Raw genomic sequence first — 14,710 nt, forward strand, 5'->3', positions numbered from 1 at the left:
TGTTTAGTATGATAACAACCAAATATAAAAAAATACTTTTAATAACAATATTAAGCATTATACTGGCTGGTTTCCCAAACCTTACTTTCGCAGAAAGCGTCTCTTTAGACATATCTGTTGATTTAGATGAAATTAAAGTAGGAGAGCTCTTTACAGTAACCGTACAGTTTAATAGTAATGAGCCTATTGGCGCATTAAGTGCTGATATAAGCTATGATGATCAACTTGTATCCTATCAGCATGGTGGGGGTAATGCATCAATGGTTGCTAATGGATCTGGGGGGATCAATGATACAGGTTCCCCTTTTACCCATTCCTTAACCTATGCTTATACCTTCCTTGCTAAAGAATCCGGAGAAGCTAATTTTGCAATTAAAAGCAGTGAAGTAATCTCTTATGATGGAGGGCTTTTAGACAGTTTATCTAAGAATGTGAAAATACGGATTTTGCAATCTCCCTCTGAAGATGACACACCTCCAATAAAAACACCAGAATTTAAAGATGATTTTATTGAAACAGAGATAGGTGGTAAAGCACTATACGTATTTAGCGAAGCTAAAGAAAATACTTTACCGAAACATTTTGAGTTAAAATCCTTTACCTTTAAAGAGAGAGAAGTAATTGGTGCTCAGCATCCAATTACAGAAACGACTTTAGTTCATACTGTTGATGATCAGCTAAAAGAAAACTGGTACATTTATGATATGACTACGCAACAGCTAATGCCTTATGTGACCGTTAACATAAACAAAGCATACACCTTATTACCGGTGTATGAAACCATAGTTGGATATGATTTAGAAACTATTAACATTATGGGTGTAAATTTAGCTGTACTTAAAGCTGACCACCTACCAAAGGGTGTTTATCTGACCTCTGCCATCAATGAAGTTGGCGCTTCCGGCTACTACTTCATTGATATAAATGACCAAACACTACAAAAAGCTTGGGTAGATAATCAAATCATTGAAACAGAAATAGAGCAACCAAACTACTGGCCAATCTACACACTAGCTTTCATATGCTTTATTTTACTAATAGCTGTTTTAATACTTAGACAACAGTATCAAAATAAAATGAAAAGGCGAGGTAATAACCATGAATAAAACCTACAAAAAAACCTTTATATCTTTTATATTAATTGTTTTACTTATTAATCTTTTTCCAATGACTAGCCATGCTGCTAACGCAACTATTGCCCTTAGTTCTTCTTCTGTAAATGTTGGTGATAAAGTTACTGTTACAGTTACTTTTAACGCTAATAATATTGGTGCTGTAAGTGGTAACTTCACTTATAATTCTGATGTATTAAAGTTTGAAGACGGCACCGGCATGGCAAATACTGGTATAATTATGTTAACAGAAATGCTTTCATCCGCTTCTACAGCTTCATCGTTAAGTGCTACTGCTACTTTTACAGCATTAAAAGAAGGTACTGCTGCTTTTGAGATTAAAGAGAGTCAAGTCTATGAGGATTCAGATGATGATGGTGGGGTCTTACTGGGCGAACCAACAGCTGGCGTCAATATTAACGTAAAAAAACCAGCACCAAAGCCAGCACCTGCACCAAGTCAACCGAGCCAACCTAGTCAACCTAGTCAACCTAGTCAACCGCCAGAACCGGAGCCGGAGCCTGAACCAGAGCCACCAAATCCAGTTGAAGAGGCAGTCCAAGTTAATATTGCTGACAACGAATTATTTCTATGGTCAGACTTATCTACTGTGAAAATACCGGATAACTTTGAAGTAGAGGAAATAACTTATTCCGATGAAGAGATTGAAGTTGCTGTAGGAAAAGAAAAAGGTATTACGTTAGCTTACCTTACTGATGAAGAAGGCGAAAATGGCGTATTTTATGTATATGACCAAGCTACGAATAACCTTTACCCTTACATTAACTACAGCACAAGTGCTACTTATACAATACTTCAATTAGAAAGTGATTTAGATTTACCTGAAGGTTACATTCCCTCAGAACTTACTTTAAAAGACCAAGCTGTACAAGCATGGCAACATGAATCAAATGATCAACCAGATTTTTACTTGCTTTATGCCATGAATGAAGCGGGAGAAAAAGACTTTTACCTTTTTGATCAATCCGAAGGAACCATGCAACGCTTTTTTGACCGAACCGTTGTAATAGAAGTTGAAAAACAACCTGAGGCCCAAGGCTTTTTCGAAAAGTTATCTGAGGATTCAACACTTAGAGCTGTTTTCGTATCTTTAATTGCATTAAGTATTGTCTTACTTGGATTACTAGTCGCTCTATATCTTAAAACTTACCAAAAAGGCAAACATTAATTATACAGCCAAATAACATAACAAAGACCCACTTTGATTTTAACACCAAAGTGGGTCTTTAACTTTCTCTAGGATCAAAGCCTTCAAAAACAACGTTGGTACAATTTTTCTTGGCATGAATAAAATCTGTTTTGCTCTTTGCTGTCCATCCTAGTAATAGTAATTCTTTATTTTTTATAAGCTTATTTTTAACATTTTCAAGGGTACTGATTTCGCAGTTTATAAAATGTGGTTTGCTCATACTACTAGAAACGTCCATCCGTAAAAAAGGTTTTTTATAAAAAGCAATCTCCCCTTTTTCATACTTCTTAAACAACTGACCCCTAACGATATTAGGTGCTCTATGTCTAAACCATGACACAGAAAAAGGATTAAAGGATTGGATCACAAACTGTCCTTTATAATTTCTTAATAGCTTCTCAGTTGCTTTTTCCATCATCCCGGCTTGTCCTTTATTTTTTAATTCAATCATTAAGGGCACTTTACCACCAACTAGCTCTAAAACCTCACTTAACAATGGAATTGTATCATTGCTATCCAATAATTTTAGTCCCCTAATTTCATCTAACGTACATTCATTAATCTTTTTATCATAACCAGTCATACGCTTTAAATTGTCATCATGAAAAACAACAACATTGTTATCCTTTAGGCGCTGCAGGTCTAACTCTATGGCAAAGCCTTCATTCATTGCCTTTACAAAAGCAGCAATGGAATTTTCAGGAATTCTTCTTCCAAAATGATACCCTCTGTGAGCAATATGCATTTGACTTAACCATTTCATATCCTCTTTCAATTTATCACACTCCGGTTTTAGTTGGATAGTTGGTTAGTTGGTTAGTAAGAAGAACAGTTGGAAAGTTGGAGAGCAGAAAGTGGAAAGATAAAACCAAAAGATAGAGTCAAATGGATCCTTTACTTTGTTCAGCATTCTGAACAAAGTAAAGAACTAAGTAGTTGTTTTTCTTTTGCTTTCCAACTAACCAACTGACCAACTTTCCAACTGCTCTTCTATCTCCTATCCCCTATCCAACTACCCAACTGTTTCACTGCCATGTAAAACCCTATCCCAACAGCAGCACCAACACTATCAATTATTACATCCGTTACTTCACCACTCCTACCAGGAATAAAGGTTTGGTGAACTTCATCACTAATTGCGTAGACTACACAAATTATAAAAGCTATTATTATGCTCTTAAGTCCATCTTTCCCACTTCTTCTGATCGCATTTAATACGACTACACCTAGTACAAAGTACACAAAAAAATGCCCATACTTACGAATAATATGATGTAATTGCCTTAAATCTATACCCTCAGCAATGTTCGGTGCAACCCTTTCAATTGCTTGAAATATTGCTTCAGTAAACCCTTCACTTAGTTCACTTGATGCATCTGCTGGCTGATGAGAAAAGAAAAAAATAACCCCCATCCAAAGCAGAACCCCTAACCAAGAACATATTAAAATAACCTTTTTCTTATTCATACCCTTCTACACAACTTTCTTTAAGTAAATGTTTTATATATAATTCTGATCCACCACGATCTATTTAATCTCCTGTTATTCCTTACGTAATAAAATAGTTTCTAAAAAAAGATTTATAAATATCCTGTTTATTTCTACCCTATTTATGATATAATAATAAAAAAGGTAATCGGATTCGCATAATGCGATTGCCACCAGACGACTAAACTTACTTAATCACTCTGCATGGCCGTGCAGGGTGATTATTTTTTTCCTTTTTTGCTATCCTTTAATAGATTAACAATTAAGGAGACTAGCGATATCGTAAACATACCGAAGATTATCATTAATGATATTGCCTCATATGTACTCATCGCACCACCTCCCCTCATCTGAAGTGAAGTGGCAACCACACCTACTTTTATCCGATTACCTCATTCCTATTCTATCAAAATGTTAAAAACTTTACTATAGTTTGCTTAAGCTTTTATTCGCTTCAAAGTTGAAGCTTTTTAGAAATCAACAATAATGACAGTTTTTAGAGATATAAATTGGTCTGACCAAACTATTGTAAAAACTAGAGCAACTGACCAACTTATTACAATAGTGAAACGATCGTTAAGCAATGGTTGAACAACTGTTTAACTACGCTTAGGTACAGACAATATTTTATTGACAACTTCCTTAAGATTTTCTTCTGTTAACTTAAAACCTCTAAATTGTTGCGTCCATGTCCATGGTCGATCGAGCATCTACTCCGACAATTGCCACTATAAGCATACCACCTTTAAGAATAAATTGATTACTGTATTCTGATAATGAGATTCTCTCAAGTAACCGTTCAAGCATAAAGTTTCTAAGTAGAATCTCCGCCTTTACATCTTTATCCCTAGATAAGTTGCGAATCAAAGCTTTTAGTTGCGTAGACGTCTTCATAGCATTACCTCGAAATAAGGCCTAAGAACATTCTCTACCCTTAATAGCCTTGCATATTTCATAATTTGGTTAAGATCCTTATCTTTACTACTTAGATACCTTTTAATTGCATCACTAACAATAGAAGGATCCTGATTATTTCTATCACGTAAAATATCACAGATGGTCCTCTCCATATCGTATGCTTTTACCTTATTTCCAAAAGTGGTCTCTTTATAACAAACACCTAATTCAAATAACTCTCTCTTAACGGTATGAACATTTAGGCCTTCTTCTTTCAGCCGTGTAGGATTATATCCGTGGGGGACAGTCACAACATATTGGACTGGATCTCTATCCGTCAAATCATGTAAATATAAGGCTGTCTCATGGGAATAAATCATCTTGTTTTTCCTCAATTGTATAATCATCATTTGATCTTCCCAAACCTCTGGTGTGATGTAAATCCCATGAGCAACTCGTTCTAAATCACCATCTCGAACTAACCCTCTTAAATATTCTCGGTGGATACTATTTTCTTCCGCTAGCTTTGTAGTGATAACACCATCATATTTTTCGATAAGTGCTTTTAATTTCTCTGTGACAGACATAACTTTACCCCCATTTTGACATACATACTAATATTTTAATTTACATTAGTATAAACGTCAACATGATTCCTTATTATATAGATAGTTACATATTTAATTTAACTTATTTATCTTTATATCTAACATTTAACTTGTCACAGTTCAAAGAGTATTATAAAGCGCAAAGTTTGAAAGTTGTCGCACTTTTTAATTAATATTTAAATTAACAGATACAAAGCCTATCCCCATTTACTTCACTAATTGTGATAAAATCATAAAAACCTTAAGTAGCGTACTTGATACCAACTTAAGGTCTTATGTCGTTAAGATAAACGATCGTTAAACAATGGTTCAGCAATAGTTGAACAACTGTTTAACAACTGCTCAACTACTGTCAAAACTAAGGTAATTAACCATTTTTTTGATTTACGCCTTTCCTACCATCTATCTCCTAACCATCTGACCAACTTTCTACTTTCCAACTTTCCACCTACTTCCTAGTCTAACCTCTTATTTTATCCAAAAGCATTTCAAACTCTTTTACGTAACATTCAGCAATTCTCTGTGCTATTTCCTCTGCCACTTCCTCTTTGTATACATGAGATGTCATATTTCTATCATTTAAAATTAATAGCCAGTTTTCCTCATTAACAATCATATTTTGACTATAAGCTTCCTTAATTACAGCTCTTGGTGAGTTTTTATCAACAATACCTAAATCTTCAAAGTAAACTTTTGTTGTCTTCCATGCAAGTTCGTAAGTAAACTCAAACCTTTGTATAAGACCGTCTCTTACAATATCGCTTGAGTCCTCCTTTTTATATTCAAGAACAGCTTCTTTTAATCGTTCTAATGCATTACTAAAATTAGTTAACTTATTTTCAAGTTTGTTCATAAATTACAACACCTTCTTCTACTATATTATTTAATAATTTCTCTTCTATATGATCATCTGTAAAAACAACATCAAATTTATTTAATGTATTTATCTCCTCTAGCGCATCACAAAACATTGCCTTTTCTCTCAAGGAAACTTGTCCAAAAACAGCAATGTCATAGTCACTTGTTTTTGAGTGATCTCCCCGGGCTCTAGATCCGAATAACACCACCCTTTCAAAACCATAGCTTTCCCCAAGTTTTTTTATTTCCTCCAAAACATGATCCATCAACAAAATCACACTTCTTTCCACTTGATAATAATACCATTTTATCATACTCGATGATTACTATAAATAATTATAAGTTTGCAAAAATTAAAAACCTTAAGTAGCGTACTTCACGCTAACTTAAGGTCTTATGTCCTATTAATCTTTACTTTCAATAAATTCATTATGCTCGTTCATTATTTCTTCTAGGTGATGTTCCGCTACACTTACAAACTCTTCTACTGAGTCTGCGTATTCTTCTAGTTGCCAAACTTCTTCCGATATTGAAAAAGTTAATTCTTGGAAGTTAAATGTAATATCCATTGCTGCTTCTCTTACATCATCAGTACTAACATCCTTAGTTATTACTTGCAGTGCAATATCACCATTATCTCTAAATTCATTCACGTAGGCTGCTCTAAGTTTGTATATGTCACCCCAAATACCTGTACCATCATCCTGAATATTAACAGTACCCATTACAATTGTAGTTTCATCTTCTACGTAAAAGTATACTTGGCCGTCTTTACTATAGTATATCTTATCAGCTAATTCTGCTTTAAAGTTTAAACCTAATAATTCGGACATTACAGTGGTATCACTTACAGCATCCCACATATACTGTCCTTGTATCCAACCATCATCTTCATCCGATTCGTTTTCTTGTTCTACTTCTTCAACTTCTTGTACCTCTTCTACCTCATTATCCACCTCTTCTGCCTCTTCTACTTCTATATCTGCCTGTTCATTTACTTCTTCATCTTTACTACAAGCAATAGTAAACATGGAACCTATTAATATCAAAATTAATAATATCACAATACTTTTTCTTTTCATTATCTACACTTCCTTCTTTTCATTTATTTTATAGATTTGACAAATATTACTTATTGCATACATTTAATTTACTTTGTATTAGCCTTTATATCTTTATTAATAGTTCTATGAAAACTTAAATTTCCCTTTTTTTACATAAAATATTTTCAATAACGTTATTCATTGATTGGACTCAGTTACGATGTTTATTATGTCATAATCTTTATTTCAATATTATAGTGTAAATAGTCCCTTTTGTTTAAAAATAGCGCAACAAGTATGACTCCAGTGAACATTTATATTGGTATGAATAATTCTACATGTGCAAAATAAAAACCTTAAGTAGAGTACGCACTCCAACCTAAGGCCCTATGTTGATTTTATTTTCACAACTTACTATGTTCATGCAGGAAGTAGTAAGTTGGCATTTGATTTTGCCTTTCCACTTTCCAACTTTCTACTTTCCAACTTTATTACGATAGCTAAGCAATGGTTGAACAATGGTTTAACAACTGCTCAACTACTGTTAAAACTAAGGTAATTAACCAATTTTAACAAATATGGAACTGTAGGTAAGCAATGGTTGAACGATTGTTTAACTATGGATAAACAATTGCTCTACTATTGTTCCTGACCAACTTTCTACTTTCCACTGCTTTATTATTTCATTTTTTTTCGACTATACTCGTAAAATTTTTGATATATATATATTATTCGGTTATACTCTTAATAAAGAGGTGGTGTCATAAAAAATCGAGATCTTTATCTTACACAGCTTATCCATTACATAGATAAGCCATTAATTAAAGTAATAACAGGGATCCGTCGTTGTGGTAAATCAACCCTACTTTCTTTATTTGAAAATCATTTAATTAAAAGTGGCGTTTCCAAAAACCACATCATTCGTATGAACTTTGAATCCTTTGATTTTGATGAAATAACAACTTATAAGGATCTTCATGCTTATATAAAAAAACGACTCAAAAATAATAGTGATAGGCATTATATTCTTCTTGATGAAGTCCAACAAGTATCATCCTGGGAAAAAGTAATTAATTCTTTTCTTGTAGATGCTAATGTAGACATCTACATAACAGGATCCAACGCATATCTACTGTCTTCCGAGCTTTCTACATTGCTTTCCGGACGATATGTTGAGATTAAAATGCAGCCATTATCCTTTAAAGAGTATTTGAACTTTACGGAAAACCATAAAGATGATAGTCTCCAAGATAAGTTTAACCAGTACCTTGAGTTTGGTGGTCTTCCAACTGTTGTTCAGCTAATGGATCATCCAGAGACTATTGGTCCTTTCCTTGAGGGTATTTACAATACTGTACTGATGAAAGACGTTATTGAGCGAAACGGTGTGAGAGATGCTGCGCTTCTAGAAAGTATTTTAAAATTTATTAGTGATAATATAGGAAGTATCGTATCAACAAAAAAAATCAGTGATTATCTAACAAGTAGTGGCAGAAAGACCACCAGTGACACCATTTATAATTATCTTAAAATGTTAGAGAACGCTTTTATTCTTTACAAAGCAAAGTAGCATAACTTTCGAACACCTAAATATTAATTATGAAAACACCCTGAATACACCATTACTTAAAGACATTACAGCAATCGCTGCAATTAAATTTCCTACAAGAATTGCTGGAAAAGCCCATTTAAAACGCATGTCTAAAAGTGCAGCTGCTAAGCTACCACTCCATACACCAGTACCCGGTAGTGGAATAGCGACCACTATAATCAGCCCCCAGGCGCCATATTTTTGAAGCTTTGTCCCATTGTTGCTTAAAGAACGATCCGTAAGCTTATGGATCAGCTTTTTAAACAACCTCATTTCCTTAAGGTAATTAAAGATCGGTCTAATTGTAAACAATATAAAAGGTACCGGAATCATACTCCCAATAAAACTAATTGCCGTCGCATGTGTAGGCGTCATACCTAGTGACATTCCTACAGGAATAGCCCCTCTAAGCTCTATAATTGGCATCGCCGCTGTTATCAAAACCGTCAGCTCTACACTTAAAAAATTAAGTAATGTTCTTAAAATCATTTCCATAAATGTGCCCCTTATTATTAGTCTCTTTAGATAATTTACAACCTATTATCTATTCGGTACAAAATGTTAAAACCCTTCTTTATTATATCATGTCAAAGGTTCATCTTGCACCTTTATATTCTTTATCTACCTTCTTATATTTTATTTACAAGTAAATAATTTTAGAGCTGATTTATTTTTACCTTGCTTTATTTTTGAAATAGTATAAGGAGAAATATTTAACTTATGAACAAGTGATTTATCCGTTACATCCCAATAGTCAGTACATAAATGTACGATTATTTTTCTTATATTAACGTATTTTCTTTCTTTAGTCCTTCTAAACACAACTTCTTTGCTACACGCTGTATACTTACATACATAGTCAATTATTTCATCCACTTCTATTTTAAAATCACTTTGATAAGACACTTTCTTTTCTATATCTTTAATCTTTTCTTGGATATCGTCTTCTCTCAAAACCCAGCCTTTTCAGCAGCTTCTGCATCCCAGGTCACCTCAAGGATTTCTCGTTCCATTTGATGACTCATTTCATCGAATACCTTAACTTCATCCTTCCCCCACAAGTGCGTCCTCCACCTTTTCCAAGAATCACTCTTTATACATACTTCTAGAAGCTATAATATTGACATCACTTCCTAAAACATTATTAACTAATACCTCCCCAACTCTAATAGGAGCTTCTACTTCTATACGTTTTATTTCCTCCATACATTTGAATACTAACTTTTTCGGTATTGGAGAGCTTGTTTTAACAGGTAACCTATTTAAATGTCCATTAGCTATCTTAACAGTAGACGTGACTATCCTAGTAGGTCTAGTCTCCTCTTCTATTGCATATAACTTCCCTTTAGCACATTTATTTCCATTAACGCTGTATTCATTAAGTTCTTTAGCAATTTTGAGAGTACACCCAACCGGGCAAACAATGCATACAATTTGTTTAGATCCCATTTTCAGCCCTCCCTTTATCTACGCAAACAGTAATTATAGGATTCTTCTCAAGTTGTATTTGTTTCAATTGTAGTTTAATAGACTGCATTTCTCCAGGATTCAAACGAGGTTTTTTAAGTTTTTTTACTGTCTCCCCATTTACTTGAATAACTATATCTGCATTGCAATATACATTGTCTGTTCTCATATATAGTTCTATAGTCTCTTTTTTTTCACTTAGACTAATTTTATGGGGAACAACATATCTTATTCCGCAACCCACGTTAATATTAATTGAATCCTGATTATTTAACAATTGTTTTGCAAACTTTGAAGCACTTTTTCCTGCTCTCATACTTTCTTTGGTCACCCAATCAACCAGGTCGTGTACATGAACTACATTTCCACAGGCAAAAATCCCACTTATATTAGTTTCCATAGATTCATTAACGATAGGACCTCCTGTAACATTATCAATTTCAACGCCTGCTTTTCTAGATAGTTCATTCTCAGGAATTAGCCCTACTGATAAAAGTAACGTATCACATTCTATATATCTTTCACTTCCTATTATTAGATTTTTATTCTCATCGACCTTAGCAACTATTACTCCTTCAACTCTTTCTTTTCCCTTTATTTCAATAATTGTATGATTAAGTAACAATGGAATATGATAGTCATCTAAGCACTGCACTATATTCCGGGTAAGTCCACCCGAATAAGGCATAAGCTCTAAGACAGCTTCTACCTGGGCCCCTTCTAACGTTAATCTTCTAGCCATAATTAACCCTATATCACCGGATCCTAAAATTACAGCTTTTTTTCCTACCATATATCCCTCTATGTTAATAGATCGCTGAGCCATTCCTGCTGTTAATACTCCGGCGGGACGAGTTCCTGGGACACTAATAGCCCCTCTAGTTCTTTCTCTGCATCCCATTGCTAGTATAACAGCTTTTGCTTGTATACTTATAACTCCCTCTACACTGTTAATAGCTGTTATTACTTTTTTTGGGGATAAATCTATTACCATAGTATCTAACTTATACTCAATTTCCAATTTCTCTACTTCTTTAATGAATCTTTCAGCATATTCTGGTCCGGTCAGTTCTTCTTGGAATATATGTAAACCAAAACCATTATGAATACATTGCTGTAATATACCTCCTAATTCTTTATCTCTTTCAATAATCAAAACCTTATCTATACCTTCCTTCTTAGCTTTGATTGCTGCTGCTAGTCCCGCTGGTCCACCTCCAACAACCACAATGTCATACTGCATCATCCTACGTTCTCCCCCTGACTCTTTACCATTAAAACAACTACTTCATTAATTTTGTTGTACATTTCATTCGCATCTTTAGAGCTAGTCAAAATATAGGATCCTTTTTTATCTTTTTCTACCTCAGTAATGTCTACTTTTAATTCTCTAGCTATAATTTCCATAACCTTGTGGCCACAGAATCCTCCTTGACATCTTCCCATACCACATCGCACTCGCTTTTTTACTCCATCTACCGTTCTTGCTCCTACTTTTCTATGAATAGCATCTACTATCTCACCTTCTGTAATATTTTCACACCTGCATATAACCCTACCATATTGAGGGTTATTATTAATTATTTCATTTTTCTCATCATAACTTAGTTCCATAAACCTCATCTCTTTTTTCCTTAAGGGATTAAAGTCTTCCTTTTTTTCTAAACCTTCATGAATTTTATGTAGTATTTCTACTACATGTTCTGCAATTGCAGGAGCAGCAGATAGGCCTGGGGAATCAATACCCGCAACATTTATAAAGCCGTTAGATTCCCTCGACTCTTCTATAATAAAGTCACCTGTATAACTTTTAGCCCTTAGTCCCGAAAAGCTAGTTATAAGCTTATCGAATGGCAAATTCGCAATTACTCTCGCCCCTTCTTTTTTTAAGACATCTAAGCCCTCGACTGTTGTTCGGAAACTTTCCTTATCATATGCTTTTTCGCTGGTAGGACCCAAAAGTAAATTGCCGTGAATGGTTGGTAGAACAACTACTCCTTTTCCTTTCTCAGAAGGACACTGAAAAACAACGGTATTCACCATGTTCTCTATACCTTTATCAAATAGAAAGTACTGCCCTCTATTAGGCTGGATCTTTAAACTATCACTATTCACCATATTATTAATTTCATCAGCGTGTAATCCTGCACAGTTTATAATATATTTTGTTTTAAACTGTTTATATTTAGTAATGACCCTATAATTGCTCTCTTCCTTTTTTATATCTATTACCTCAGTGTCTAAAAACAGCTGTGTTCCATTTTCAACAGCATTCTCTGATAGTGCTATTGCCAACTCCCACGGAGAAACGATACCAGTCGTTGGTGCATATAGTCCACCTAATGCATTACTACTCACATTGGGTTCTAACTCTATTAATCTTTTCCTATTCACAATCTCTACATTTGGAACACCATTTATTAAGCCTTTATTATATAATTTATTAATCTTTACCATTTCTTCTTGATTAAATGCAAGAACTAATGAGCCTATTCTTTTAAAAGGTACATCTAGTTCATTGCAAATTTTATAAAATAATTTGTTTCCTCTCACATTAAGCTTAGCTTTTAATGTTTCGCTATTAGGATCGTAGCCTGCATGAACAATAGCACTATTTGCCTTAGTTGTTCCATTTGCTATGTCATTTTCTTCTTCTATCAAAGCTACATTTAACTTATACTTAGATAGTTCTCTCGCAACAGAAGTGCCAATAATTCCTCCTCCAATTATGGTAATATCATACATTTTATCCCCCCCTAATTCTGCAGTTTTTCCGGTATATTTGCAATAAAAAGATTAACAAAGTTTGTTCCCTCTCCCTCTGTAAAGTGAATCATTTGATCAGAAAGGATATTCATTTATTTAGCTTGCTTATCAGCTTTTTAAACAACCTCCATTTTCTTTAAGGTAGTTAAAATTAATATAATGGTGAACATTGTAAAATGTAGCATAATCTATAAAACTAATTGCCGTAGCATGTGTAGTCGTTATTCGTAGTGACATTCCGACAGAAATAGTACCTCTAAGCTCTATAATTGGCTTCGCTCTGTTAATAAGAACTCTTAACATAGTTTTATTCTCTTGCTTTTATTTTAAAATCTTTTAACTTTAAAGCCCAAGGACATCAATGCCCTCGAGCTTCAAAAGTTACTTTTTATAAATTGGAATATTAAATTGAAGTGGTATAAAGTTTCTCATACAGATTTCAAGCATTAAATCCATATTTCTAGTCTGTTTTGTTGCCCAGCCTATGTCAGTTGCATATTGTTCATAGCCAGGATTTATCGGATTCCATCTCATTTTATACAGTGTGTCTTGGCTTCTCTTAGTATATCGATCTGCAATCCATTTTGCCCCACCAATAATTGCATCTTCCGGTGTGAACCAACCTTGTTTATATGCATATTCGGCTCCTAATCGTTTAGCCTCTCCATCAAAAGCTCCTATGCCGTATATATTGTATACGACTCTAGGTGTCACACTTTTACCATCAACTTTATCTACTCTTATCCCTGTAGCTAAATCGGATGTTCCATTCCCCGTTTCTAATAAGGCATGGGCTAATAAATATATTTCATTAATATTATTAGATCTACCTGCTTCTATAAAAGCTTGTCCCTTACCGTCAAGTATACCTTTTCCTCTAAGCTCATTGTTTAAATTGCTTGCTGATATACCAGAACTCCCTGATAATACAAGAAATTGATACATCTGATTTGGTATTGTTCTTACTCTTTTTACATGGTCATTAGAAATCCACCCTGTAAAACCACTTGCTGTAGTTATTTTATACCACCCTTCGGATGATACATCGTGGTAAGTATATACTTCACCTCTATTTACATGGTCAAGTACATTTCCACTTACAGGTGTACTCCTTACTCTCAATCCATTCCCTGTAACTTCAATGGTTCTTGCTTCAGGCATTTTTTCTGGATAACTAATCAAGGCAGTATACCATCCAGCTATCCAACCACTATGACCGTTAGCAGTGATTTTATACCATCCATCTTTCTCGTCTTCTATTGTATATATTTCATTACGTGAGACTGAAGTTACTATATTATAACTAGTACTTGGACCACGTCTTACATTTAATGCACTCGCCGTAATCTGCAGTGACTGTGGATGATCTATATTATTTGCTGGAGAAAAATGTAAGAAATTTAGTGGGTCTAAGTGATATGCAACATCTTCACGCTTAGCAGACTGCCAACCTTTACCATACAAATCAGTCTGTGGATCTCTAGTCATCTGGATATCTAATACTTCTTTAAATGTTCTATTATAATAAGTACTTTGGTAAGCAATAGTAGGAAGCACGTTAATTACAGAATACCTATGGCTATCTAATCTCTCTTCACTTTCTTTATCCTTTATATGTACACCATATCGATAGTTTCCTGCTTTTTTTGGCGTCCAATCAAATATACCTG

The 14,710-nt window shown here is 34.2% G+C and carries 18 protein-coding genes; 3 read left to right on the top strand and 15 right to left on the bottom strand.

Annotated elements, in window-relative coordinates; all coding sequences use genetic code 11:
- Nucleotides 1-8 precede the first annotated feature (8 nt).
- Both RH915_RS10635 and RH915_RS10640 read left to right on the top strand, forming a co-directional pair.
- Nucleotides 9-1,106, top strand: a complete 1,098-nt coding sequence (locus RH915_RS10635; RefSeq protein ID WP_310479936.1) for a hypothetical protein — start codon at nt 9-11, stop codon at nt 1,104-1,106.
- Entirely contained in the window at nt 1,099-2,301 is a 1,203-nt protein-coding gene (locus tag RH915_RS10640) for a cohesin domain-containing protein (protein WP_310479937.1), read from the top strand. The genes RH915_RS10635 and RH915_RS10640 overlap by 8 nt, the downstream gene beginning before the upstream one ends.
- Nucleotides 2,302-2,359: 58 nt before the next feature.
- On the opposite strand, the gene RH915_RS10645 is transcribed toward RH915_RS10640, so the two are convergent.
- The 8 genes from RH915_RS10645 to RH915_RS10680 form a co-directional block, all read right to left on the bottom strand.
- Complete coding sequence (locus RH915_RS10645; RefSeq protein ID WP_310479938.1) at nt 2,360-3,097, bottom strand: glycerophosphodiester phosphodiesterase family protein; 738 nt, start codon at nt 3,095-3,097, stop codon at nt 2,360-2,362.
- A 215-nt stretch (nt 3,098-3,312) separates the two neighbouring features.
- Nucleotides 3,313-3,789: a VanZ family protein gene (locus RH915_RS10650; RefSeq protein WP_310479940.1), complete on the bottom strand. Its 477-nt coding sequence runs from the start codon at nt 3,787-3,789 to the stop codon at nt 3,313-3,315.
- Between the two features lie 242 nt (nt 3,790-4,031).
- Nucleotides 4,032-4,142 carry a putative holin-like toxin gene (locus RH915_RS10655; RefSeq protein WP_310479941.1) on the bottom strand — a complete coding sequence of 37 codons (111 nt, stop codon included), beginning with the start codon at nt 4,140-4,142 and terminating at the stop codon, nt 4,032-4,034.
- 340 nt (nt 4,143-4,482) lie between these two features.
- Nucleotides 4,483-4,704: a nucleotidyl transferase AbiEii/AbiGii toxin family protein gene (locus tag RH915_RS10660; protein WP_310479942.1), complete on the bottom strand. Its 222-nt coding sequence runs from the start codon at nt 4,702-4,704 to the stop codon at nt 4,483-4,485.
- The gene (locus RH915_RS10665) at nt 4,701-5,294 is read right to left on the bottom strand and encodes a type IV toxin-antitoxin system AbiEi family antitoxin domain-containing protein (protein ID WP_310479944.1); all 594 of its coding nucleotides are present in this window, start codon (nt 5,292-5,294) and stop codon (nt 4,701-4,703) included. The genes RH915_RS10660 and RH915_RS10665 overlap by 4 nt, the downstream gene beginning before the upstream one ends.
- Nucleotides 5,295-5,775: 481 nt before the next feature.
- Nucleotides 5,776-6,168, bottom strand: a complete 393-nt coding sequence (locus RH915_RS10670) for a nucleotidyltransferase substrate binding protein (RefSeq protein WP_310479946.1) — start codon at nt 6,166-6,168, stop codon at nt 5,776-5,778.
- Nucleotides 6,155-6,451 (bottom strand): nucleotidyltransferase family protein, encoded by a 297-nt coding sequence (locus tag RH915_RS10675; RefSeq protein WP_310479948.1) that lies wholly within the window; start codon nt 6,449-6,451, stop codon nt 6,155-6,157. Before RH915_RS10675 ends, RH915_RS10670 begins: the two co-directional genes overlap by 14 nt.
- A gap of 126 nt (nt 6,452-6,577) precedes the next feature.
- Nucleotides 6,578-7,255: a hypothetical protein gene (locus RH915_RS10680; RefSeq protein ID WP_310479950.1), complete on the bottom strand. Its 678-nt coding sequence runs from the start codon at nt 7,253-7,255 to the stop codon at nt 6,578-6,580.
- Between the two features lie 790 nt (nt 7,256-8,045).
- Between RH915_RS10680 and RH915_RS10685 the strand changes: the two genes are divergently transcribed.
- The gene (locus RH915_RS10685) at nt 8,046-8,786 is read left to right on the top strand and encodes an ATP-binding protein (protein WP_310479962.1); all 741 of its coding nucleotides are present in this window, start codon (nt 8,046-8,048) and stop codon (nt 8,784-8,786) included.
- Between the two features lie 27 nt (nt 8,787-8,813).
- Here the strand turns inward: RH915_RS10685 and RH915_RS10690 are convergent, their stop codons facing one another.
- The 7 genes from RH915_RS10690 to RH915_RS10720 all read right to left on the bottom strand — a co-directional run.
- Complete coding sequence (locus RH915_RS10690; protein WP_310479953.1) at nt 8,814-9,302, bottom strand: COG2426 family protein; 489 nt, start codon at nt 9,300-9,302, stop codon at nt 8,814-8,816.
- Nucleotides 9,303-9,443: 141 nt separating this feature from the next.
- The gene (locus RH915_RS10695; RefSeq protein WP_310479955.1) at nt 9,444-9,761 is read right to left on the bottom strand and encodes a hypothetical protein; all 318 of its coding nucleotides are present in this window, start codon (nt 9,759-9,761) and stop codon (nt 9,444-9,446) included.
- Nucleotides 9,762-9,893: 132 nt separating this feature from the next.
- On the bottom strand, nt 9,894-10,256 hold the full coding sequence (locus RH915_RS10700) for a DUF1667 domain-containing protein (RefSeq protein WP_310479956.1): 363 nt from the start codon (nt 10,254-10,256) through the stop codon (nt 9,894-9,896).
- Nucleotides 10,246-11,520, bottom strand: a complete 1,275-nt coding sequence (locus tag RH915_RS10705; RefSeq protein WP_310479957.1) for an NAD(P)/FAD-dependent oxidoreductase — start codon at nt 11,518-11,520, stop codon at nt 10,246-10,248. The genes RH915_RS10700 and RH915_RS10705 overlap by 11 nt, the downstream gene beginning before the upstream one ends.
- Nucleotides 11,517-13,019 (bottom strand): NAD(P)/FAD-dependent oxidoreductase, encoded by a 1,503-nt coding sequence (locus tag RH915_RS10710; RefSeq protein ID WP_310479959.1) that lies wholly within the window; start codon nt 13,017-13,019, stop codon nt 11,517-11,519. Before RH915_RS10710 ends, RH915_RS10705 begins: the two co-directional genes overlap by 4 nt.
- Nucleotides 13,020-13,148: 129 nt before the next feature.
- Complete coding sequence (locus RH915_RS10715) at nt 13,149-13,343, bottom strand: hypothetical protein (protein WP_310479960.1); 195 nt, start codon at nt 13,341-13,343, stop codon at nt 13,149-13,151.
- Between the two features lie 78 nt (nt 13,344-13,421).
- Nucleotides 13,422-14,710, bottom strand: a 1,289-nt coding sequence (locus tag RH915_RS10720; RefSeq protein WP_310479961.1) for an SH3 domain-containing protein, incomplete at its 5' end; no start/stop codon positions are given.

The sequence above is a fragment of the Serpentinicella sp. ANB-PHB4 genome, assembly GCF_031432315.1.
In the GTDB taxonomy this organism is placed as follows: domain Bacteria; phylum Bacillota; class Clostridia; order Peptostreptococcales; family Natronincolaceae; genus Serpentinicella.